This window comes from Brevibacillus fluminis (genome assembly GCF_052072235.1).
GTDB classification, from domain to species: Bacteria; Bacillota; Bacilli; order Brevibacillales; family Brevibacillaceae; genus Brevibacillus_D; species Brevibacillus_D fluminis_A.
The window spans coordinates 1,161,070-1,182,528 of the sequence record NZ_CM125436.1 but is presented as its reverse complement, the minus strand read 5'-3'; the positions used below and the strand labels follow the sequence as shown (position 1 = coordinate 1,182,528).

Annotated in this window: 21 protein-coding genes; 8 read left to right on the top strand and 13 right to left on the bottom strand. The window is 50.1% G+C overall.

The features are described from left to right. Positions 1-127: 127 nt before the first annotated feature. Entirely contained in the window at positions 128-523 is a 396-nt protein-coding gene (gene rbsD / locus ACTID9_RS06160) for a D-ribose pyranase (RefSeq protein ID WP_441070361.1), read from the bottom strand. A 301-nt stretch (positions 524-824) separates the two neighbouring features. On the opposite strand from rbsD, the gene ACTID9_RS06155 reads away from it, so the two are divergent. From ACTID9_RS06155 to wrbA, 5 genes are all read left to right on the top strand, one after another. Beyond that, the gene (locus ACTID9_RS06155) at positions 825-2,984 is read left to right on the top strand and encodes a PAS domain S-box protein (RefSeq protein WP_441070360.1); all 2,160 of its coding nucleotides are present in this window, start codon (positions 825-827) and stop codon (positions 2,982-2,984) included. A gap of 210 nt (positions 2,985-3,194) precedes the next feature. Next, on the top strand, positions 3,195-4,715 hold the full coding sequence (locus tag ACTID9_RS06150) for a DUF4077 domain-containing protein (RefSeq protein WP_441070359.1): 1,521 nt from the start codon (positions 3,195-3,197) through the stop codon (positions 4,713-4,715). A gap of 148 nt (positions 4,716-4,863) precedes the next feature. Beyond that, on the top strand, positions 4,864-5,301 hold the full coding sequence (locus ACTID9_RS06145) for a MarR family winged helix-turn-helix transcriptional regulator (RefSeq protein WP_441070358.1): 438 nt from the start codon (positions 4,864-4,866) through the stop codon (positions 5,299-5,301). Positions 5,302-5,376: 75 nt separating this feature from the next. After that, a complete protein-coding gene (locus tag ACTID9_RS06140; RefSeq protein WP_441070357.1) occupies positions 5,377-6,150 on the top strand; it encodes a pirin family protein in 774 nt (257 codons plus the stop codon). 104 nt (positions 6,151-6,254) lie between these two features. Continuing rightward, entirely contained in the window at positions 6,255-6,866 is a 612-nt protein-coding gene (wrbA, locus tag ACTID9_RS06135; protein WP_441072439.1) for an NAD(P)H:quinone oxidoreductase, read from the top strand. A gap of 54 nt (positions 6,867-6,920) precedes the next feature. On the opposite strand, the gene ACTID9_RS06130 is transcribed toward wrbA, so the two are convergent. Beyond that, entirely contained in the window at positions 6,921-7,772 is an 852-nt protein-coding gene (locus tag ACTID9_RS06130; RefSeq protein ID WP_441070356.1) for an NAD-dependent epimerase/dehydratase family protein, read from the bottom strand. Between the two features lie 233 nt (positions 7,773-8,005). Between ACTID9_RS06130 and ACTID9_RS06125 the strand changes: the two genes are divergently transcribed. Further along, positions 8,006-8,416, top strand: coding sequence for a VOC family protein (locus ACTID9_RS06125; protein WP_441070355.1), 411 nt, complete (start codon positions 8,006-8,008; stop codon positions 8,414-8,416). Between the two features lie 55 nt (positions 8,417-8,471). On the opposite strand, the gene ACTID9_RS06120 is transcribed toward ACTID9_RS06125, so the two are convergent. Together ACTID9_RS06120 and ACTID9_RS06115 are read right to left on the bottom strand one after the other, a co-directional pair. After that, entirely contained in the window at positions 8,472-9,077 is a 606-nt protein-coding gene (locus tag ACTID9_RS06120; protein WP_441070354.1) for a hypothetical protein, read from the bottom strand. Beyond that, the gene (locus ACTID9_RS06115) at positions 9,058-9,792 is read right to left on the bottom strand and encodes a hypothetical protein (protein WP_441070353.1); all 735 of its coding nucleotides are present in this window, start codon (positions 9,790-9,792) and stop codon (positions 9,058-9,060) included. The genes ACTID9_RS06120 and ACTID9_RS06115 overlap by 20 nt, the downstream gene beginning before the upstream one ends. 508 nt (positions 9,793-10,300) lie before the next feature. On the opposite strand from ACTID9_RS06115, the gene ACTID9_RS06110 reads away from it, so the two are divergent. Further along, positions 10,301-10,567, top strand: a complete 267-nt coding sequence (locus ACTID9_RS06110; RefSeq protein ID WP_441070352.1) for a hypothetical protein — start codon at positions 10,301-10,303, stop codon at positions 10,565-10,567. A gap of 42 nt (positions 10,568-10,609) precedes the next feature. Here the strand turns inward: ACTID9_RS06110 and ACTID9_RS06105 are convergent, their stop codons facing one another. The 7 genes from ACTID9_RS06105 to ACTID9_RS06075 all read right to left on the bottom strand — a co-directional run bounded on the left by ACTID9_RS06105 (position 10,610) and on the right by ACTID9_RS06075 (position 17,343). Continuing rightward, on the bottom strand, positions 10,610-10,750 hold the full coding sequence (locus ACTID9_RS06105; protein ID WP_441072437.1) for an ATP-binding protein: 141 nt from the start codon (positions 10,748-10,750) through the stop codon (positions 10,610-10,612). Positions 10,751-10,957: 207 nt separating this feature from the next. Then, on the bottom strand, positions 10,958-11,635 hold the full coding sequence (locus tag ACTID9_RS06100) for a sulfite oxidase-like oxidoreductase (protein WP_441070351.1): 678 nt from the start codon (positions 11,633-11,635) through the stop codon (positions 10,958-10,960). A 14-nt stretch (positions 11,636-11,649) separates the two neighbouring features. After that, complete coding sequence (locus ACTID9_RS06095) at positions 11,650-12,573, bottom strand: ABC transporter permease (RefSeq protein ID WP_441070350.1); 924 nt, start codon at positions 12,571-12,573, stop codon at positions 11,650-11,652. Then, the gene (locus ACTID9_RS06090; protein WP_441070349.1) at positions 12,557-13,624 is read right to left on the bottom strand and encodes an ABC transporter permease; all 1,068 of its coding nucleotides are present in this window, start codon (positions 13,622-13,624) and stop codon (positions 12,557-12,559) included. The genes ACTID9_RS06095 and ACTID9_RS06090 overlap by 17 nt, the downstream gene beginning before the upstream one ends. Beyond that, positions 13,624-15,129 (bottom strand): ABC transporter ATP-binding protein, encoded by a 1,506-nt coding sequence (locus ACTID9_RS06085; protein ID WP_441070348.1) that lies wholly within the window; start codon positions 15,127-15,129, stop codon positions 13,624-13,626. Before ACTID9_RS06085 ends, ACTID9_RS06090 begins: the two co-directional genes overlap by 1 nt. 86 nt (positions 15,130-15,215) lie before the next feature. Then, positions 15,216-16,247 carry a BMP family lipoprotein gene (locus ACTID9_RS06080; RefSeq protein ID WP_441072435.1) on the bottom strand — a complete coding sequence of 344 codons (1,032 nt, stop codon included), beginning with the start codon at positions 16,245-16,247 and terminating at the stop codon, positions 15,216-15,218. A 280-nt stretch (positions 16,248-16,527) separates the two neighbouring features. Continuing rightward, the gene (locus ACTID9_RS06075) at positions 16,528-17,343 is read right to left on the bottom strand and encodes a serine hydrolase (RefSeq protein WP_441070347.1); all 816 of its coding nucleotides are present in this window, start codon (positions 17,341-17,343) and stop codon (positions 16,528-16,530) included. A gap of 186 nt (positions 17,344-17,529) precedes the next feature. Between ACTID9_RS06075 and ACTID9_RS06070 the strand changes: the two genes are divergently transcribed. Beyond that, positions 17,530-18,123 carry a DUF421 domain-containing protein gene (locus tag ACTID9_RS06070; protein ID WP_441070346.1) on the top strand — a complete coding sequence of 198 codons (594 nt, stop codon included), beginning with the start codon at positions 17,530-17,532 and terminating at the stop codon, positions 18,121-18,123. A gap of 128 nt (positions 18,124-18,251) precedes the next feature. Here the strand turns inward: ACTID9_RS06070 and ACTID9_RS06065 are convergent, their stop codons facing one another. Together ACTID9_RS06065 and ACTID9_RS06060 are read right to left on the bottom strand one after the other, a co-directional pair. Continuing rightward, a complete protein-coding gene (locus ACTID9_RS06065) occupies positions 18,252-19,694 on the bottom strand; it encodes a competence protein CoiA (RefSeq protein ID WP_441070345.1) in 1,443 nt (480 codons plus the stop codon). Positions 19,695-19,827: 133 nt separating this feature from the next. After that, the gene (locus tag ACTID9_RS06060; RefSeq protein WP_441070344.1) at positions 19,828-21,441 is read right to left on the bottom strand and encodes an amidohydrolase; all 1,614 of its coding nucleotides are present in this window, start codon (positions 21,439-21,441) and stop codon (positions 19,828-19,830) included. Positions 21,442-21,459: the final 18 nt, after the last annotated feature.

The following is a 21,459-nucleotide window of genomic DNA, read 5'->3' as shown; positions in this document are numbered from 1 at the left end:
CGAAACCGCTTCCAATTCAATATCCGGTTTCTAATTTTTCTTTCTATTCAAAACTCTTTACCGAATAATAAAACGTTTCACTCCAACACGCACAGCCTGCCCAGGCACGCCTCGAACCGCTTTTCGCCTAAAAAACAACGCCTGCCTGCAAAATAACATTGGCATACGGCGTAAACTCGCCTGTACGAATGATTGCCTTCGCTTCTTTCGTCAACTGCTTGAACGCCTCGTGGGATACTTGCGTGATGGTGGTTTCCGCCAGCAGCTGTTCAACCTGTTGCTTCAGCCCCGGGCTTTTTTCCTCCATCTCGCTTGCAATGATCGCGTGCTCCACCTGCATCTCGAGCAAAACAGCCGCAAGCGTGTCCATGAAGGACGGAATACCTTTTGTCAGTGCGAGATCGATGCGTTTCACATGGTCCGGTATCGGCAGTCCGCTGTCGCAGATGACGATTTTGTCCGTATGCCCCAGCTGGCTGATCACGCTCGAAATGTCGCTGTTCAAAATCCCGATTTTTTTCATAACAAGCCACCTCATCCCTCTTGCCTGGTTTCCTCTGACCTGCTTATTCGTTTTTCCCTCCTCGCCTTGGATTCAACAGATATTGTACAAGATTCGCTGGTTGTCGACAATCCGGGTTTGCCGTGTCCGGGGATGTGAAAAAGCGCTTTTCGTCATCGCGCGACATGCAAAAATATGGTTTCAATCGGGACAATAGAAGGTATTTATTGTCCTAATTTTGAAATAGTTATTTCATTGTGTTTTTAATAAGGTTATACGGAAGTGGAATTCGACTGAATAAAAAAGCAAAGCGAGGAGACCTATGAATCTTCACGTCTGCAACGGTTATGAGATTTTAGACAGAATTACAGATGGATTCTTTGCTGTAGATGAAAAATGGTGCTTTACGTACGTAAATTTCGAAGCAACTCGTTTGCTTTTTCGCAATCGGGAGGAGCTGTTAGGTAAAAATATTTGGGAAGAGTTCCCCGAAGCTGTAAATGCAGCGTGTTATGACCATTATCATCGAGCGATGCGCGAACAAGCACCCGTGGCATTTGAAGCATTTTCCCCTCCGTTAAAAAAATGGTTTGACGTAAGGGCGTATCCTTCAACAACCGGGCTTACCGTGTATTTTCAAGATGTTACAAATGAAAAAACGGCGCATTCACAAAAAGAGCAGCACTACAAGTCGCTTTTTGAACAGAACCCGGATGCCGTATTTTCCTTTGATTTGAACGGCAATTATCTGACTGTCAATCCGGCCATGGAACGTCTGCTTGGTTACAGTGGAGAAGAATTGCTCCAGCAATCGTTCGTGCCGTTGGTTTCAGAAGATGATCGGGAAAAAACGATGAAGCATTATCAAAAAGCAGCAACTGGCACCACACAACGATACCAAGCGAAAGCTGTACATAAAAATGGCTCGATCGTCTATGTAGATGTTACCAATATGCCCATCGTCATCAATCATGAGGTGGTCGGTGTATATGGAGTCGCCAAGGATATTACCGAGCGATATTTGGAGCAGGATGAACTGCGGAAGACGAAAGAACGGCTCGAATCATTTGTTCGCAACAATGCCGATGCCATTTGGGTCATTGATATGGATGATAAAGTGATAGAAATAAACCCTGCATTCGAGTCGATGTTCGGATGGTCTGCCGAAAGCGTCATCGGCAAAAAGCTGCCGATCATCCCCGACTCCCTGAAAGAAAGCATGCAGGCCATCCATGAAAGCGTTAAAAAAGGTTCTTCTTTTGTAGGCTTTGAGACAATTCGCGAACGCAAGGACGGCAGTCACCTTCATGTTAGCGCTACGCTTTCCCCAATCACTGACCTCACAGGTAACGTGATCGGCTTGACCGGAATTTGCCGCGATATTTCAGCGAGAAAAAAAGCAGAGGAAACCTTGCAGGCCAAAACAAAACAGCTTGAATCTTTTATCGAAAACAATGTCGACAGCATCTTGATCATGAATCTGGATCGGCGGGTTGTACACGCGAATCAAGCGTTTGAAACCACGTTTGGCTGGACAAAAGAGGAGATTCTTGGCGTCCATTTATATGATCTACCATTTATTCCTCCTGAAGAAATGGCAGCGATCAGGCAGCAAGCACTGACTGTCGATCAGGAAACATCCATATTCGGGGAAGAGACGGTTCGTTCCAGAAAAGATGGCGTCATGCTGGATGTGGCTATTTCCAAATTCCCCATTTATGATGCAGACGGGACTATGGACGGCTGGTCTGTTATTTTGCGAGATATTACCGAGTGGAAGAAGTCCCAATTGATCTTGCAAAACTCCGAGAAATTAACCGTTGCAGGCCAGTTGGCGGCAGGAATTGCGCATGAAATCAGAAATCCGATCACCGTCATAAAAGGGTTCGTTCATTTGATGTCATCAGGTTTTGGCGACAAAGAAGAGTATTTTCGGATCATGTCTTCTGAATGTGAACGAATTGAACAAATTCTTAGCGAACTGCTCGTTCTTGCCAAGCCCCAAACCATCAAGCTGGAACCAAACGATATTCGGCAGATCATGCTGCAAACCACCACGCTTTTGCACTCTCAGGCCATCTTGAATAATGTTGAAATCGTTACCGAGTTTGACCAGGGGATTGCCATGCTGCAGTGTGATGAGAATCAAATGAAACAGGTGTTTATCAATTTCATCAAAAATGCCATCGAGGCCATGCCCTCAGGTGGCACGATCACGATTCAAATCAAACAAAGAGAAGACGACATCATGATTCGTATTGTTGACGACGGAACGGGAATACCGCCCGAAATACTGAGTAAAATAGGTCAACCATTTTATACCACGAAAGAAAAAGGTACGGGTTTAGGGTTTATGGTTAGTAAAAAAATCATTGAAAATCATTCCGGGACCATCCATATCGAAAGTGAATGGAACAAAGGAACAACGCTTGAAATCACTCTGCCCTATGCTCGAACCGCTGCATGTTCGACAGAAATGTAAATGCAGCGAGTTCTCATAAGGAAAAGATGGCAGCCTGCCAGCATGATCGGTTGCCTCTTTTCTGTTTTCTACCACTTGTTCGTAAAACGTTTGGCCCCCAGCCCTATAACGAAAACTTTACAGAAAAATAATTGAATTGTTTAAAAAAATAAAGTAACATGGCGAAATAAGGTATTTTTTGTCGATTGATTTTTTTGGGGGGTAGGCAAAATGCTTCAGTACATCACACGACATTTTTTCTCCAATTTTGAGTTAGAACGTCAAAAGAACAAGCTGCTTTTATTGATCATCTACATTGTTTCTTTGACGGGAATACTGAACACGATGGTTACCATCGGCTTTTTCCATCCGGTTACCTACGTCGTAGACGCTGCTGTCGTCGTTATTCTTTTGGTCGGTTCGATCTTGCTCAACATCAAGAAGGTAGAATTCGCCTACAAGTACATTATGCTGTTGGGCTGGATCTTTTTTACCATTCTCCTGACTTACCTCTTTGGCAATATGCTTCCTTCCATCTATGAGAACTTTTATTTTGTTCTCGCCACCACGTTGCTTTACTTTAACGGCCGATTGATCTGGACGGTCGGGACCCTCATCTTGCTTTTCAATGTATTGAGCCATCAACTGGGAACAGGGCTTTTCTTTCCCGCTGCTGACAGCATGCACATGAATGTTTCCATCAGCGTAGGATTCCAGGTTACGGTTATCTTATGGGCCATTTCCAAAATCGGAAACTACCTGATGGACAAGTCTGAGCGGGAAAAAGAGAAGTTCTCGTTAACAAATAAACAGTTACAAGGGACGTACGATGCCATCAAAAGCTCCATCCAACAGCTGCAAGTTACGTCAGAACAGCTATCCAGAAATTTGCAAGCCATTACCAAAAATGCGAACCATGTAACAAAAACAACGGAAGAGGTCGCTAGCGGCTCAGAAAGTCAATTGCGTGGAACAGAGGAAAGCGCACGGGCCATGAACGAAATGGCCATCGGCATTCAGCGCATAGCGGAATCAACTTCTAGTATCGCAGAGGTTACAACGACAACGTCCCAGGAAGCCCGCACAGGGAACCAATCCATTCAAACCGCAATCCATCAGATGGAATCGATCAAAAACTCCGTGATGAAAACGAGTACGGTTGTGAAAACGTTAGGGGAACGATCCTCTGAAATTTCACAGATTCTCGACGTGATTACAGGCATTGCTTCTCAAACGAATCTGCTTGCACTCAACGCGGCTATCGAAGCGGCAAGGGCCGGGGAGCATGGCAGAGGCTTTGCGGTTGTAGCAGATGAAGTGCGCAAGCTGGCCGAGCAATCCAGTGCATCTGCAAACCAGATCGCCCACCTCATCTCGGAAATACAGGGGGAAGCGCATAACGCGGTCGGCTCGATGGAAAATGTCAACCAGGATGTCAATACGGGCCTGCATGTCGTTCAGGTTGCCGGATTCGCCTTCCAACGAATCTCTGACGCAATCACCAGCATATCGGAGCAGTTACAAGAAAACTCCGCCATAGCCGAACAAATGTCTGCGAGTTCAGAGGAGGTTGCAGCCTCTATCTCCGAAGCTTCTTCCATTGCAAAACAATCGGCGGACTATTCGCGAAGCGCCGCGGCCTCTTCCATCGAACAGCTGCAAGCGCTAAACGAACTGGCACATTCTTCGGAAGCCTTAAACGGTATGGCATCGAGCCTGTCTGATCTCATCAGCCACTCCCAGAAAGCGTAACAAACCGCAGGAACCAATCATAGCGGCGGACGAAGACTGTCTTTTTCACGTCTTCGCCCGCCGCTGTTTCTCCCTTGACTTCCTGTTACAGCCATGTTTATAATTATCTCGAATTCAAGATATTTTTTTCACAGCGAGAGGTGCCCAGATGGAAAAGGATTTGTCGCTTGATTTGTTCATTGTTTTGTCTCGCGCGTATCGTGCGGTTTCGGCCCATTCCGAGCAAGACATCCGCCGCAGCGGGTTAAACGCAACCGAATTCGGCGTGCTTGAGCTGCTTTATCATAAAGGCCCACATCCCTTGCAGCAAATCGGCGGGAAAATTTTGCTCGCCAGCGGGAGCATCACCTATGTTGTCGACAAGCTGGAGCAAAAAGGACTTTTGGAGCGGAAAACGTGCGAAGAAGATCGCCGCATCACGTTTGCCTCGATTACCGAAAAAGGAACCCAGCTGATGAATGAGATTTTTCCCGAGCATGTCCGCGCCATTCAGACGGCAGTCGAAGCACTTTCCCCAGAGGAGAAAGAGACTGCGATCCATCTGCTGAAAAAGCTGGGGAAACATGCCCAAACCCGATTACCTTAGGATAAAATTTTTTTAACAGAATATCTCGAATTCAAACTATCTGAATTCAAACGAATTCTCTTGGAGGAGATCACCATGACCATTCATATTTTCCCACCGACACACCAAGGCAGCGGCGAATTCGACGGCGGCGCGATCGTCGAGCAAAAACCGATCGGCTTTTCCGGCGAAGGGTCTGCTGTTACGCGAATCGGCCCGCTCTTTTACTGGGCGTGGGGCACAGCACCGCAGGAAGGCTTCATTCCTTCCCATCCCCATCAAGCGTTTGAAATCATGACCTATGTGCTCCAAGGCAAAGCGCTGCACGGCGATTCGCTGGGCACCGACAGCACGGTCGGCGCGGGCGGCGCACAGGTGATCCAGGCTGGCTCCGGGGTCTATCATAACGAGCGGATCGTTGGTCCGGATGCGGAAATCTTCCAAATCTGGTTCGAGCCAAATGTCCGCGAGGCGCTGCAGCGCAAACCGACCTACAATCAATATGAACACGAACAGTTCCCGCTCAGGCAAAAGGATGGCACCACGGTCAAAACCATCATTGGCGAGGAAGCGCCAATCAAGCTGGTCGCCGACGCGCGCATGTGGGATGTAACCATCGCGGACGGCTCGCCATTCACCGTGCCTGTGGGGACAAATCGCTCGATCGCCATCCTCGCCTACCGTGGTGACGGGTCGCTGCGCACGGCTGGCGGTGAGACTGCCTCCTTTTCGCACAAAGATTTTGTGGTGCTGATGGGCATGCAGGATGATACGATCACGCTGTCGCCGGAAAACGGGCAAACGCTCTCCCTCGCCATCATCGATGTGCCGACCGATCCCGGCTACCCGCTGTATCCGAAACGACCATAACCATGAAGGACACGACTCGGTTGTACACGTATACGGGATCAGGATCTGAAACGCTCCTGCTTCCGTGTATATAAATAAAGCCACCCATAAAGGAGAGATCAATGATGTCGAATGTGAAATTGGCGGTTATTTATTACAGCTCCACCGGTTCCAACTACAAGCTGGCCAACTGGGCAAAAGAAGGCGCTGAAGCGGCCGGAGCAGAAGTGAAAGTGTTGAAAGTGCCTGAGCTTGCACCGGAATCGGCCATCGCCTCCAACCCGGCGTGGAAAGCGCACGTGGAAGCAACCCAGGATGTTCCCACCGTCACATTGAGCGATCTGGAGTGGGCGGATGCGATCATTTTCAGCGTGCCTACCCGTTTCGGCAACATGCCGGCACAGATGAAGCAATTCCTCGATACGACAGGCGGCTTGTGGTTCCAGGGCAAGCTCGCGAACAAAGTGGTGAGCGCGATGTCCTCGGCCTCCAACCTGCACGGCGGGCATGAAGCGACACTGCTGTCCCTCTACACCACCATGTACCATTGGGGCGCGATCGTGGCTGCGCCCGGCTACACCGATCCCGTCACCTTCGGCGCAGGCGGCAATCCGTACGGCACCTCCGTGACGGTCGATCAAAACGGAACCTTTACGGAAAATGCGGAAGCTGCGGTGAAGCATCAGGCGAAGCGCACGGTTACCGTCGCGGAGTGGGTGAAAAAAGGGCAGCAATAAAACGGGAAGAATTGCAAAAAGGGACTCGATTTCTCGAGCCCTTTTTCTTTGTGTTTATTCGCTAAGTCCAAACCCTGATCGCCATGTCGGATAAAGCGGCTTCCAGCCATACTCGTTGCGAGCTTTGGCATTGGTGGCTCCCCGTTCGCCCCGGTTCGCGCCCGGCTGATGAATCGGCTCAGGCGCGCCCAGCGCCTCCGCATACACCGCGAGCCAGTCTGTTCCTGCGGCCGGCTCGTCATCCACGATGTTGACGACGCCGGTTGGCCAATCCAACGCAAGCACGGCCGCATGTGCCGCGTCCGCTACGTGCAGGAAAGACGTGATGCCATCGGTGGCCGGCAGTTTTTGCTCGCGGACGTTTTCCGCCATCACGCCTCCACGGTCATACCAAGTCCCCGGACCATAAAACATGCCGTAGCGCAAAATCACATGCTGCGGGATTTCCGCTACAGCCTGCTCAAGTGCCGCAACCGCATCCACTGTTGATTTGCGCGGCATCGGCGCATCCACGTCGAGCGGAACCGTCTCGTCAGCCGGCCCATCCCCAGGTTCATACGTCCACGCGATGCTTTGCGCGATCATCCGCCCAACGCCCACCGCCTTTGCCGCATCGACCAGATTACGCGTTCCTTCCACACGGATTCGCGCATTTTCCGCAAAATTCATTTCCCCCAGCGAAGTTAGCTGATGCATAACCACATCCGGCTGTACCTGCCGAAGTGCAGCAAACACCGCCTCCCGATTAAACACATCGACGGGGAGCGCTTCTGCGCCCATTGCCCGAATCACGTCACGGTTTCGCTCGCTGCGGGTGGTGCCGATTACCTCATGCCCTGCCTTCACCAGTTGTGGCACAAGGAAACGCCCAATGACACCCCCTGCGCCTGCTACGAATATTTTCATGGATATTCTCCCTCCTGTACTTTCTCTTGCTCGAAAATGGCAAAGCGATTTATGCCACTCCCTCATCGAATATGACAAAATAGGGGATATTTTTGTGACAGCATGCTGGCGGTTCAAGTAGCGAGGTGATGAACGCCATTTAGAAGAGGAAAATGAAGTTCGCAACAGAATGTCATAGGCAATCGATTCTCTAGATTCTCCATGATCAACGAATACGCGAAGGAGCGATGGCGATGGCAAAAGAAATCTGGATCAATTTGCCGGTAAAGGATGTTCCGCGTTCCAAACGGTTTTTCTCCAAGATTGGCTTTACCCTGAACCCGCGTTTGGCTGACAGCGACGACAAAGCCAGCCTGCTCATCGGGGACAAGCATGTGGTCGTCATGCTGTTTCCGGAAGACACCTTCAAAGCGTTTACGGGAAATGACATTCCCGATACCGCCCACGCCACGCAAGTCTTGCTTTCCATCGATGCGCAGAGCAAAGAAGAAGTAGACGGACTGATCGACAAGGTTGTGAATGCTGGCGGTACGGTCTATGCCAAGCCCCATGACCAAGGCTGGATGTATGGCGCAGGCTTCTGCGATCTGGACGGGCATCGCTGGAACGTACTGTATATGGATATGAGCCAGATGCCTGGGTGATGTGCAGGAGGCAAACAGGGCAGGCACCTGATCGATGATCGGTACCTGCCCTGTTTCATTTCGTCGTCTTGTAATTTTGCAAAAAATTAACGACTGCCACATCAATTTCATTTTGGAGCTTCATTGTTATTGGTTTATCAGATGAATAAATGGTTACATTTACAAGAATATTATTGTAGGCAAATATATCCTGTGTAAATCTTTCAGTCACTTCGTTCAATCCACGATTTTTCGAAGGCAAAGAAGTAAATAATAAATCGTTTTCTAATTCTCTTTCTAAATATATCAAATCAATCTTAATAGCTGTCTTTTTATTGTTATCTGAGTAGATGATTCTCCTTTGCGTTGACTGATTCGTTTGCTCCCCTGTTAAAGTTAAAACATTTCGTTTACCAAAAGTGATCGGCTTATCAACAAAAATAATTGTTGGAGTATTGATATTGTCCTCTACTTTTGTGAATGTCGGAAGCACCATATCATTCGCCATAGTATTGCATAACTTAATATAATCTTCGTAAGAAATCGCCCTTTGGGATTTATGTTTTATTTGACTATTTGGATATTCATTCTCGCCGCTTGTGCAAGCAGCGAGAATGATAAATAGTGAGCATACCAAACTTAAAAAGATGATCTTTTTACTTTTATTTCCACGTATAAGCATCAAAGTACACCTTGTTCTTTCTTACAGCCCAAGCGCTAGTTGGTTCTTCGTATTTCCCGAGATCTTTACCCGTATTTGGGTCAATAACCCTGTAAACTGCGACTCCTTCCGAATAAGCCCCCCAGTTATACGCATCAATGGCTCCCCAACTTTGTGGTGGAACAGTTAGAGTATAGGCCACTGTACTACTTGCTGTGTTTGTTACACTTTTAGCAACATCAAAACCGACAGAAAGTTTTAATGTTGAAAGTAATTTAGTTGCTAAACTGCCTTCACTTCCCACTCTTCCAGTTGTTGTCCATGTGGTTGTGACTGTTTCTGCTTGTTGATAATAGAGAGGTCCATTACTTGACGACCTATTATAAACTTCTACAGACCCGATAAAGAAATGCTTCTCATCGTAATCGGAATCATGCTCGATATAGTTATTTAATGAGAAGTAAAGACCACCTTCAGAGAAATCTAATGTTCCGAGTGATTTTCCTTCCTTGGATGGGAAATTTACAATCCTACCATCATTCCAAGTGAATTTACCTTTCGTGTCCTTCATTTGCTTAATTTTCGGAGCAAAACTGCTGGGAGGAGTATTTTTCCACTGTCCTTCTAATACATTTTCCTCAGAAACTAAAGAACTCGCATATACTGTAGGAGAAAATGAACCAATTGAAATGGCAAGTGTCGCTAATAGAATCAAAGATTTAGCATTTTTCTTCATAAAATCAATCTCCTCTTTTTACATTTTTAGAAAAACTAAGAATTAATAATCTGAGTCACCTCCATATACATAAACGAATTGATTAATCTATTGACAATTACGAATTAAATGTTTATTCTTATGGATGGCTTTCAATTGTCAATAGATGAAAGTCAACTCAAACTCACCGCACTTATCTGTATCATTGACAGGGATATGATAAGTGCGGCAAATTTTTTCACGAAATAACATATTTATACATTTTTTCGCGAAATTTACAATTGACTTTTTACATATTAATTAACATTGCTATAATTGTCAATATTTTACTTTAATTAGGTTAATTGTTTTATTATTCAAACAAATATAATTAGATTAGAAATTAAAAGATTCAACTGCATTACTGTTTAAAATACAACCTTAGTATAATGGGGGTATGAAGAGCACCAAGTATGTTAGTCTAGCAAATTAAAATCTGGGCTAAAAAGGCTGTCCTTAATGCAACACCCAGTAAGGAGTGAGAATAAAATTGAAAACAATTCAAGACAATGAAGAAATTAAAAAATTATATGATGAATTATGGGTTAAGCTTCAAGCTCACGATGAAATATATGTAAAAAGAGTTATAAACAATTGGTCTAAAAAACTAGATAAAAGACAAAATGAAAGTATTATAAATTATTTAAAGGCATCGTTGAAAAAGCCCATGTTCTGGATTATTTTCATACTCCTATTAGTAATAGTTCCGTCTATATTCTTTTTTTTATTTATCTGGTTAGCATTGTTAGTTGATTGATTCGGAAATTGGAATAATGCTACTCAAATAACTTTTTCATGATCACGATCTTTGAATGCTCTGCTTAAAGCGATAACTTTCTCCATTCATGGCAAAGATATGAGCTCGATGCGTGAGCTGATCAACCAAGACTGACGTCGTTTGCTCACCTTTAAATACCTGCGTCCAATCAGCACATTCCAGATTACTATATTAGTTGAACTATTGAATCATTTGATAGGACCGCGGTTGCCCTTATACTGGAAACGATCAAAAAAGCGATGTACCCTCAGTTGGGACTGACCCATTCGTGAGTACATCGCTTTTTGGATTAAATTGTTTTGTTTCCTACCCCGAACAATACCCAATATTCCAGCGCTAAGGGAATATCTGATTCACACCTAGCAGCACTTAATCAAACTCCTTTTTCTCCCACTCGTCCTCAGGAATCGGCAGGGCTTCACCGGAGAAGCGCTGCTCTGCAAACGGATCGGCATAATTATGAAAACCATTGCGCTCCCAAAAGCCAGGCCGGTCTTCCGTCATGAATTCAATGCCGCGAATCCATTTGGCGCTCTTCCAGAAGTACAGATGTGGCACGACCAGGCGCAGCGGCCAGCCGTGCTTGGCATGGAGCGGCTCGCCGCCAAAGGCGTGCGCCAGCAAGATGTCGTCGCCCAGCAAATCGGCGAGCGGGACATTCGTATCGTAATCGTAGTCCGCATGGATCATCACATGCTTGACATCGGGGCTGACGTTGACCAGCTTCAGCAGCTCGCGGAAACGGACGCCCTCCCATTCGTTGTCAAAGCGGGACCAGCGCGTCACACAGTGAATGTCGCACACCATTTTCGACTGCGCCAACGCCATGACGTCGTCATACGTTAGCGTCACTTCCTGTTCCACCGCGCCGAACAACCGAAGCGTCCACGTGCTCATGTCATAGGCAGGCACGTCCCCTTCATGCAAAATCGGGAAACGCTCGGTCAAAACTTGCCCGGGCGGCAGGCGGTGCGCCAGCGCCGGGGCGACGGGCGGCAGCTTCATCTTCTGGATGCGCGCTGCTTTTTCGTGTTGTTTGCCGTTCATCGGTTATCCTCCCGTTAGCGCGAGCTGCCGCTTGCGCCCGTTTTTCCTTTGAGCAAATTTTTGTCCTTGAAGAAGAACATGGCGATCACCGTCATTACGTACGGCATCATGAGCGTGAAGTGCGTCGGCATCGACAGCCCTTGCAGGCGGATCGAGAAAGCGTCCATGAAGCCGAACAAAAGGCTCGCTCCCATGATGCCGAGCGGATTGGATTGCCCCAGCATCATCGCAACCAGCGCGATGAATCCGCGTCCCGCCGTCATCCCTTCCGAGAACATCGTGACTTGTCCGAGCGACAGCTGCGCTCCGGCCAGGCCGCAGAAAATGCCGCAGACGAGGACTGCGCCATACTGCATCCGTCGGGTTTTGATCCCCATGCTCTGCGCCGCGACGAGGCTTTCCCCCGTTGCCAGCAGGCGGAAGCCAGTGACGGTGCGGAAATAGAAAAACTGGAGTACGACAACCAGAATAAACGCCAAAAAGACGAGCGGCGAATGTCCTGAAATCATATCGCCGAGAACCGGAATGTTTTTCAAAACAGGAATGCTCCATTGCGGCAGCCCCTGCATGTCTTTGTCGTAAAAGGCGCCTTTGACATCAAAGACGATTCGGAGCAAATAGGTCGTCAAACCGGTTGCAAGGAAATTGCTGGCGATACCGACGACGATCTCGTTGGCGCGCAGATTGATGGTCAAATACGCGAACAAGAGCGAGAACAGCAGCACGCACACGATGGCAAACAAGACGCCGAGCGCGACGCTGCCGGTCATATGATTGCCCAAGACAGCGGCAAACGCCCCCACCAGGATCTGCCCTTCCAGTCCTACGTTGAACAGGCCCACCCGCGCGCACAGCGATCCGCCCAAGGCCGCCAGCAAAATCGGCGTCACCATCCGGATCGTGGAATTGAGCAGCGAAAGATCAAACAGATGCTCCATCGGTTTTCCGCTCCTTTCTCCGCTTCAAGAACGCATACGAGAACTTTGCGGACACGAATAAAATCAGCACGGCTTGAATCACGCCGGATACTTCCAGCGGCACTTCCGTGTTGCGCTCCATCCCCATTGCACCGGTTTGCAAGGCGGCGAGCAAAATCGACGCAAATGCCGTTCCCACCGGGTTGGAGTTGGCCAAAAGCGTGGCCATCAGGCCGGTCCAGGCGTAGCTTGGCACGGTCAGGGCGCCGTCGATGAAGCGGTATTGCGCGCCCAGCACCTCAACCGTTCCCGCCAAGCCGGTCAAAGCGCCGCTGGCAAACATGGACAACAGCATCACTTTTCCGCGATTTACGCCGCCATATGCCGCGAAGAACGGATTCTGCCCCAACATGTTGACTTCATAGCCGAAAATCGTCCGGCGGAACAAAAAAGCAAGTACGATAACCAAAATGATGGCGATCAAAAAACCGGCGTGCAGCGTCATGCCGGGGAACAGCTTCGGCAGCCACGCGCTTTTGTCGATCATCATGCTTTGCGCCATCGCAGCCGAACCGGTATTGTCCTTGAACGGCTCCGTCACCAAATACCCGGCGAACAGCGTGGCGATATAGTTCATCAAAAGCGTGCTGATCAACAGATCGATCTTGAATTTGACTTCCATCCAGGCAGCCAGGACGGACCAGATTCCGCCTGCGGCGATCCCGGCGAGTAACGCCCCCAGCAGCTTCACGATCCCCAGTCCCGGCAAATAAAGCGCCGTCAGGGCAGCGGCGATTGCGCCGAGCACCATCTGCCCTTCCGCCCCCATGTTGAAAAAGCCGGCGCGGAACGCGAGACAAATCCCCAGCCCGATCAAAATGATCGGCGTGGCCCGTGCCAATGTGCTGGTGAGGAAGTAGAAGCTGCCGAACGCGCCCTTCCACATCTCCCCGTACGTTTCCAGCACAGGCGCACCGCTCGCGGCAATCGCGATCGCTCCCGCGAGGAACCCGACCACGACCGCAACGATCGGATGCAGCAGGGAAGCAAAAAATGACCCTGTTCGATTCATCAATGCCCTCCTCCTGCCATTAACAAGCTGATTTCTTCTTCTGTCGCTGTCTGTGTATCAAGCTCGCCCACGATCTTCCCCTCGTACATGACCAGAATCCGGTCGGACAAGGTCATGATTTCCGTCAACTCGGACGATACAAGCAAAACCGCTTCGCCTTTGTCGCGCTTTTGCATGAGTTGCTGATGGATGAATTCCATCGCCCCGATATCGACGCCGCGCGTAGGCTCCGCCGCGATCAAAAAAGGCGTTTCCTGGCCAATTTCCCGGGCAACAATCACCTTCTGCAAATTTCCTCCAGAAAGGTTTTGCGCACGTTCATGAATCGATTCCGTCTTCACCGCAAAGCTTTTCACCCATTCGCTCACCTGCTGGTTCAGCCGCTTGTGATTGAGAAATCCCGCGTTTTGAAACGCCGGCTTTCGGTAATGGCCCATCATGGCATTTTCCTTGACCGACGAATTTTTCGCTGCGCCCCACAAATAGCGATCTTCCGGGATATGCGCGAGTCCAGCCTCACGGATTGAGCGCGGCGTGCTGTTGGTCACGTTTTTGCCCGCGAGCGTCACGGTGCCTCGATCCACCGGGAAAAGGCCGGTCAGCGCCTGGATCAGCTCGGACTGTCCATTGCCAGACACCCCGGCAATGCCGACGATTTCGCCGCTGTTGACGTGAAGCGAAACATTGTCCAGCAGCGGCTTCCCTGCTTCTCCGCGAACGAACAGCCCTTCCGCCTGCAAAATCGGCGTGCCTGGCTGCCGCTCCCGGCGCTTGATGCCGACGAGGTCGCGGCCGACCATCAGGCGGGAAATCTCTTCCACATTCGTGTCCGCCTTGTTCATCGTCCCGGTGACCTTGCCGCTCCGCAAGACGGTGATGCGGTCTGCCACTTCCATCACTTCATGCAGCTTGTGCGTGATCAATATGATGCTTTTGCCTTGAGCGGCCAGGCTCTTCAGCGTAACCAAAAGCTCCCCCACCTCGAGCGGCGTCAAGACCGCTGTCGGTTCGTCGAGGATGATGATGTCTGCGCCGTTGTACAGCACTTTGAGAATTTCTACGCGCTGCTGGGTGCCGACTGGGCAATCCCCCACTTTTTTGTTCGCGTCTACGGACATGCGGTACTTTTCTGACAATTGTTTCACCGCTTCCGCCGCAGCGCGACGATCAAACCAGATCCCCTTTTTCGGCTCCTTGCCGATCACGATGTTTTCAGCGACCGTCCGGGACGGGAAGAGCATGAAATGCTGATGAACCATGCCGATACCGCTTTGGATCGCTGCCGCCGGGTTTGGAAACTGGCATTCCTTCCCGCGAATCCGAATGGTTCCGGAGGTCGCTTGTTCCATCCCGTACAGGATTCTCATCAGAGTGGTTTTGCCAGCGCCGTTTTCGCCAACGATCGCATGGATTTCCCCTTCTTGCAGAGAAAAACTGACCTGATCGTTCGCGGTAAAGGTGCCATATTGCTTGGTGATGCGGTCCATCTCCAACAAAACGGTCATCCGTTCCTCATCCTTCCAACTTTCTGTAAAATGTAAAGGAACCGACTGCCTGAGCGCAGCCGGTTTTCCTTCTATTTCCTATGGCGTTATTGCTTCAGCGGGTTGGTTACTGTACGTTTGCCGGAGACGATTTCATCCTTGATCGCTTTTACTTTGTTGATGATGTCTTCGCCGATGAACGGGTTCAATGGTGTTTTGGTTTCGCGCGTGACATAGGTTACGCCGACGCCATCTTCCTTGAGGCCGTAATCGTACGTACCTTGCTTGTAGGTGCCTTCCACGAATTGTTTCACGGTATCGTACGCGACGGCATCCGTTCCTTTCAGCTGGGACAGGACGATATGTTCAGGGTCGATCGCGGTGCGGTCCACGTCTTGGCCGGATGTGTAGAAGCCTTTTTCTTTTGCTGCTTCAAATACGCCGAGATCGCCTACAGCAGAAGCGCCGTTGATGAAGTCAGCACCTTGGGAATGCTGCAGAATCGCCAATTCTTTCGCTTTCGCCGGGTCTGTGAAGCTGCCGACATAGTTTACCAATACTTTTGCATTCGGGTTGGTTGCTTTTACGCCTTCTTCATAGCCAACCGACCATTTTTTCAGGTTCGGGATGTCCATTGCCACAACGATGCCGACTTTGTTTGTTTTGGTAGCGAGACCCGCTGCCGCACCGACCAGGTAAGCCGCTTCCTGCTCACGGAACACAACGTTGCGCACGTTCGGCAGATCAACCGTCGTATCGATGATGGTGAAAGGCTTGTCCGGGTTTTCGGTCGCAACTTTTTTCAGCGCGTCCTCGGACTCAAAAGAAGAAGTGATGATCAGGTCGTAGTTTTCTGCGACAACTGCGCGCAGGTTTTGCTCGATGGCGGCCTGGTCAGTGGATTCGATCGTTTTTACGTCAACGCCGAAATCTTTCCCCGCTTTTTTTACGCCTTCATCCATTTGCTGGAAAAATGGGTTTACCCCGATTTTTTCAGGCAGCACGAGCGCAATTTTCTTTTTCGCTTTTTGCTCGCCTGCCGGTTGTGCTGACGAATTGTCCGCCGCCGGCGCCTTCTCTGTGGAGCAGCCTGCCGCCAATACCGCAAAAACAGACAGCGACATGAACAGTGCTTTCATCTTTTTCATTACGATCTCTCTCCCCTAATTGTATCTTTTCTTATCGTGCGGACCGCTTTTTTGCGCCATCAAACGCAAAACAGACCTGCACGGAATAAACGGCCATGTGAATCTCGATTTTTCTGATCGGAATAAACGGGTTTAAAGACGATCTAACCCTAATAAGGGTTAGCCTACTCGCCAATAAACATCATTATAGTTGATACTACTATTTTTTCAAGAGTGAAAAGAGCAATTTGTCGAAAAAAAACGAATGTTGGCAGTAAGTAAATTCATCCAGCTATGCTTTTTTCCCTGCCGTCATGTACGCATAGACACTCTGTCCGATCTTGGCCAAAGTATCGAGAGCGGAGAATGGCTCGATATTTTTGGAGAGAACCGTGATACTGACGCTTCCTTTCCCTGCGAACAAGATCCCTGCGTCATGCTGCCTGCCCGTATCCCAGCCTGGTTTGTGCGCCATTTCCCAAGGTGTCAGGCTGCCGATCACCGGCGAGTCGGATTCTGGCAAATACGCGGGAAGACCGTTGCGCACCTGCTGCTTTTTCATAATCTCGATCATCTGCTGGCAGGCGTGATAGGAAATGTAGCTGCCGGTGGCGAGCGTTTTGAGCAAAGCGTTGACGTCTGCAGCCGTGATCTCGTTCAGCCCTTCGCGATTGACCGGATAGACGCAGCATTTATTGAAGAAATGGCTCTCTTTCATGCCCGTCTCCCGCATCGTCCGATTGATCGCATCCGCTCCTACCAGATCGACAAGCATATTGGTCGCGGTATTGTCGCTTTGCACGATCATCAGCGTGATCAGGTCATAGATCGGCAGCACGATCCCCGGCGTCATATGCTGCAAAAATCCCGATCCCCCCACCATGTCCTCGCGCCGCAGCGTCATCGTGTCGCTCAGATTGAAGCGCTTCTCCTCCGCAGCGGCGAAGACGGCGGCCATAATCGGCACTTTGATGACGCTTTCCGCGAGAAACAGCTCACCCTCGTTGTGTGCCAAACTTTTGCCTGTATCCAAATCTTCCACGACAACGCCCCAGGTGCCTCCCGCTTTCGCCGTCAGGCCGATGATCGTTTCCTTCAGTTGGTCCATCGCGATTCTTCCTCTCTTTTTGTGCTGGCGTTTTTTTACATCCTCTGGAAGAAGTGTACTACTAAAATGCCGGACTATTCAATGAAAAAGGAACGGGTGCTGTGGCTGGTCATGTTCATTCTGTGATAAATCCCCACATTTTGGGACAACATACCGACAAGATGATGGAAGCATGGAGGTCATTTCATGAGTTGGACACTTATATGGCAGACTGTCGGTGTGATTGTACTCGGCACGATCTTGCTGCGCATCGCTGGCAGGAAATCCATTTCGCAAATGACCATGGCACAGGTGATCGTGATGATCGGTCTTGGGACTTTGATCATCCAGCCGATCACGGGGAATGGATACTGGCCTACCTTTCTGCTGGCGGCGGTATTGGTGGTGGTCATGATGCTGATGGAGTATCTCGGAATGAAATCGAATGTCTTTGAAACGCTTATTACGGGTAAAGCGGTGATGGTGATTGAAAATGGGCAGCTGGTTGAGCATAATTTGTCCAAGCTCAGACTTTCCGTCGATAAATTGGAAATGCGGCTTCGCCAGGCTGGAATCGCAAACATTTCGGATGTTCAATGGGCCACATTGGAGGTTAGCGGCAATTTGGGCTATCAGTTGAAAACGGAAAAACAGCCCGCCACAAAAGAAGACATTCAACGCTTGATGGAGCTGCTTGAGCTAAAAATTCCGGCATCCTTGGATCGTTCGCTCGCTTCCGAGAATATTTTTGCCGAGATTGTGGACGGCCATCAGAGCTTTCATCCGCCGAAATTGCAGTAACGAGCTGCACAAGTAAGAAAGGAAGCCTTCCGCTTAAGCAGATGGCTTCCTTTTTAACGTAGCTTTGCATCCGAATCGCTTCTACTTATCTTCTCAACGTGGGGACACCGCAAAAGCCATACCCCATATCAAGGAAACCGCTCTCCTGTCCGCAAGTCGTACCATTCCCGCCAGATGAACTGCAGCTTATGCTGTTGGAAAAAACGGCGGATGCCTGCATTCGTGTTGAATATCTCCGGATAGAATCGATCAAACAAGACTTCAAATGTACCGTACAGCTTGCCATTCGCCGTAATCGATGCTTGATTCGGGGTGATATTTTGCAGAAATCCGAGTTCAGCCAGACCGCACAAATAGTCATAAATCACCTCATGCACATCTTTTACCGATGCGAATGTTTCGGGTGCAATTCTTTTGGCAGTTTGTAACGGCCGATTGATCCACCTGTCGATCACCTGCTCCTTAAAGATCCGATCCGGCCTGCCCGGAGCCGAGTGGACGAGACGCTTGACGAACAGCCTGGGCCGTCGTCTGCCTCGTGAAAAGGTGGAGGAGCGATTATAAGATCGATAGATTTCGGTAAAAAACAAAAAGCTTTGCCACAGAAACGGGTCGAGTTTGAAAAGCTGGTCTCCTTCAATCTGGCGTTCAAAAACTTGCATAAGCGGATAGTCCCAAGGATGATAAAACACGGAGATAACCGAAAACAACGGATGCTGTTCACGTTGCTCCCGTCGCCGCCGAATGAGTCGCTGCACGTTTTCGGGCAGCAGCCACACCTCCATTCGCTCCACCACTCTTTTTTCCCACATCCTTCGGCGATGGGCTTCCTGCTGCTTACGCAAGTGAATCGCTTCAAACATGGCGTCAGCTTCCTGCAATTCCAGCTTTCCGGAAGGATGGATGCGGATTTCCGCCAGCTTACGTTTCCACACCAAGCCGGTCTCCACCAGTCTGCGGTGCTGCTCCTGTATGGGCAGCCTCACATACCCAATCTCCTCTTCCTCCCTATCGAGCAAATAGAGTCGGTCATGTTGGGCATGGGTCAGCAGCAAGGACAGCTCCGTCAGCTTGAGGAAGCGCCCGCGTCCACTTGTTTTCTGCCTGAGACTCTGCCAATCCAAAAGCCACAACTGCCCGATGCCAGCCGTTTTGTACAGCCTCATCCGGTGCTCCAACTCTGATCTGGGCAGCCGTGAACATTGCACCTCAACGACAAGCCGCCTGCCTCCGGGAAAAATCGTCAGCACGTCGGCGCGTTGGCCCGTCTCTTCGATGACCGCTTCGCATCTCGTCTCATTTTGCGGGAATTGCGCACGGAGCCATTGTGCCACCAGCAGCTTCCCCTTTCGGTGCGAATCCGATTCAGGTTCGTACCCGCCTTGCGCACAAAATGCCAGATGCGCAAAATGAGCCGTAACCCGATCGCCGCGCCGATAAATAAGAGCTGCTTCGCATTCCGGGCATACCAACTGTTTTGCTTTGGACCACTTCCGCAATTGGCGCTCGCTGTTTGAACCGATGGCGACATGAAACCCATTCCGATGTCGGCACGTGTCCCTTTTGACCATTCCGCTCCCAACTCTCTTTTCCTTTCCTATCAGTTTGCCAAAACGGGCCGAGACAATAAAAACGCTGACGCAAGAAAAAAAGAGCCGCCACCAAAACTCCTTCCGGTGACAGCCCTGAATATTTCCTGCATTCTCAGTCTTGTTCCGCCTGATACACGATCTGTCCATCCATCACCGTCAGCACCACTTTTGCATCCTTGATGCCATCTGCCGGTATGCTGAACAAATCGCAGTCAAGCACGGCGATGTCGGCATATTTGCCTTTTTCCAGCGTGCCCAGCTCGTGCTCGCGATGGACGCCGTACGCCCCGCCTAGCGTGTAGTAGCGGATCGCATCGGCGAGCGAGACCGCTTCCGCTTCATTCCACGCCACCTGTCCATAGTAATCCATCCGTGTGACGGCACGATGCAGCCCCAGCATCGGGTTGATCGGCGCAACGGGGAAATCGCTGCTGAAGGCAAGCGTCGCGCCCGCATCCTGGAGCATTTTACTCGTATAGCAATAAGGAGATTTCTCCGCGCCGATCGCATGCAGATAACCTTCGGCTGGCATCAGAGCCAGATGGATCGGCTGGATGGAGGCGATGGCGCCCAGCTCATGAAAACGGGAAAGATCAGCGGGATTGATGACCTCCACATGCTCCACCGCGTGCCTTAGATCGCTGGTCTGATTGGCTTTTTTCGCCTCTTCAAAAGAATCGAGCGCAAGCCGGATCGCCCGGTCTCCAATCGCATGCAGGCGGACTTTGAAGCCTTCCTTGTCTGCCTCTGCTACCCATTTTTTGATGTCCTCCTCGGGAAATGCCGGCTCGCCGTGCGAGTCCGGTTTGTCCCGATACGGCTCCAGCATGTACGCCGTGTGGCCGGTCACAACCCCGTCGACGAATTGCTTCAGCCCGCTCATTTGCAGCTTTTCCGAGCGGAATTCATCGCGCAGACGCTTCGCCCTTTCAATATCCCCATTCATCGGCGGATAAAAATGAAGGCGCGTCGTCAGCTTGCCTGCTTCATCGAATGCTTTGTACAGGGTGTAATCATCCAGTGCTTCATTCGCACGGCTCCCGTACAAATCGTCCACAGAGGTGATGCCATGTTTGGCCGTGTGCGCCAAGAAGCTTGCGAGCAATGCTTCCTGTTTTGGGCGGGGGAAGGCGAATGCAATCGCGGTGATAAGCGCCATCGCCGATTCGTGCAAAATGCCGGTTACTCCCCCCTTTTCATCTTTTTCAATGATGCCAAAATCCGGCGCCGGCGTGGTTTCGTCGATGTGGGCACGGTCTAATGCACAGCTGTTGACCCATCCGTAGTGCGCCTCCACGTTGAGCAGAAAAACAGGGCGATCGGGCAAAAGGCGGTCCAATGAGCTTTTATGCGGGTCACGTTTGCTCTCCCATGCGTTCCGGTCCCACCCGAAGCCGATGATCCATTCGTCGTCCGGGTGAAGATCGGCGTATTCCTTCACCATCGCTGCGGCTTCTTCCTCCGATTTGGCATCGCCAAGCATCACGCAGAAGTTTTCGATCAGGCTGCCCATCATGACATGGAGATGGGCGTCATGGAATCCGGGCACGATCAGCTGATCGGGATAGACCAGCTCCCGCGTCCCTTCCCCTTCGTAAGCGCGGCTCTCCTCGATCGAGCAAACATCCACGATTTTGTTTCCCCGAATCACGACAGCCGCTTCCTCAGGCTGATTTTGCAAGCCGGTGAACACCTTTTTGCCTTTTAGTATCAAATCCGCTTTCATGTGAATCCTTCCTTCCAT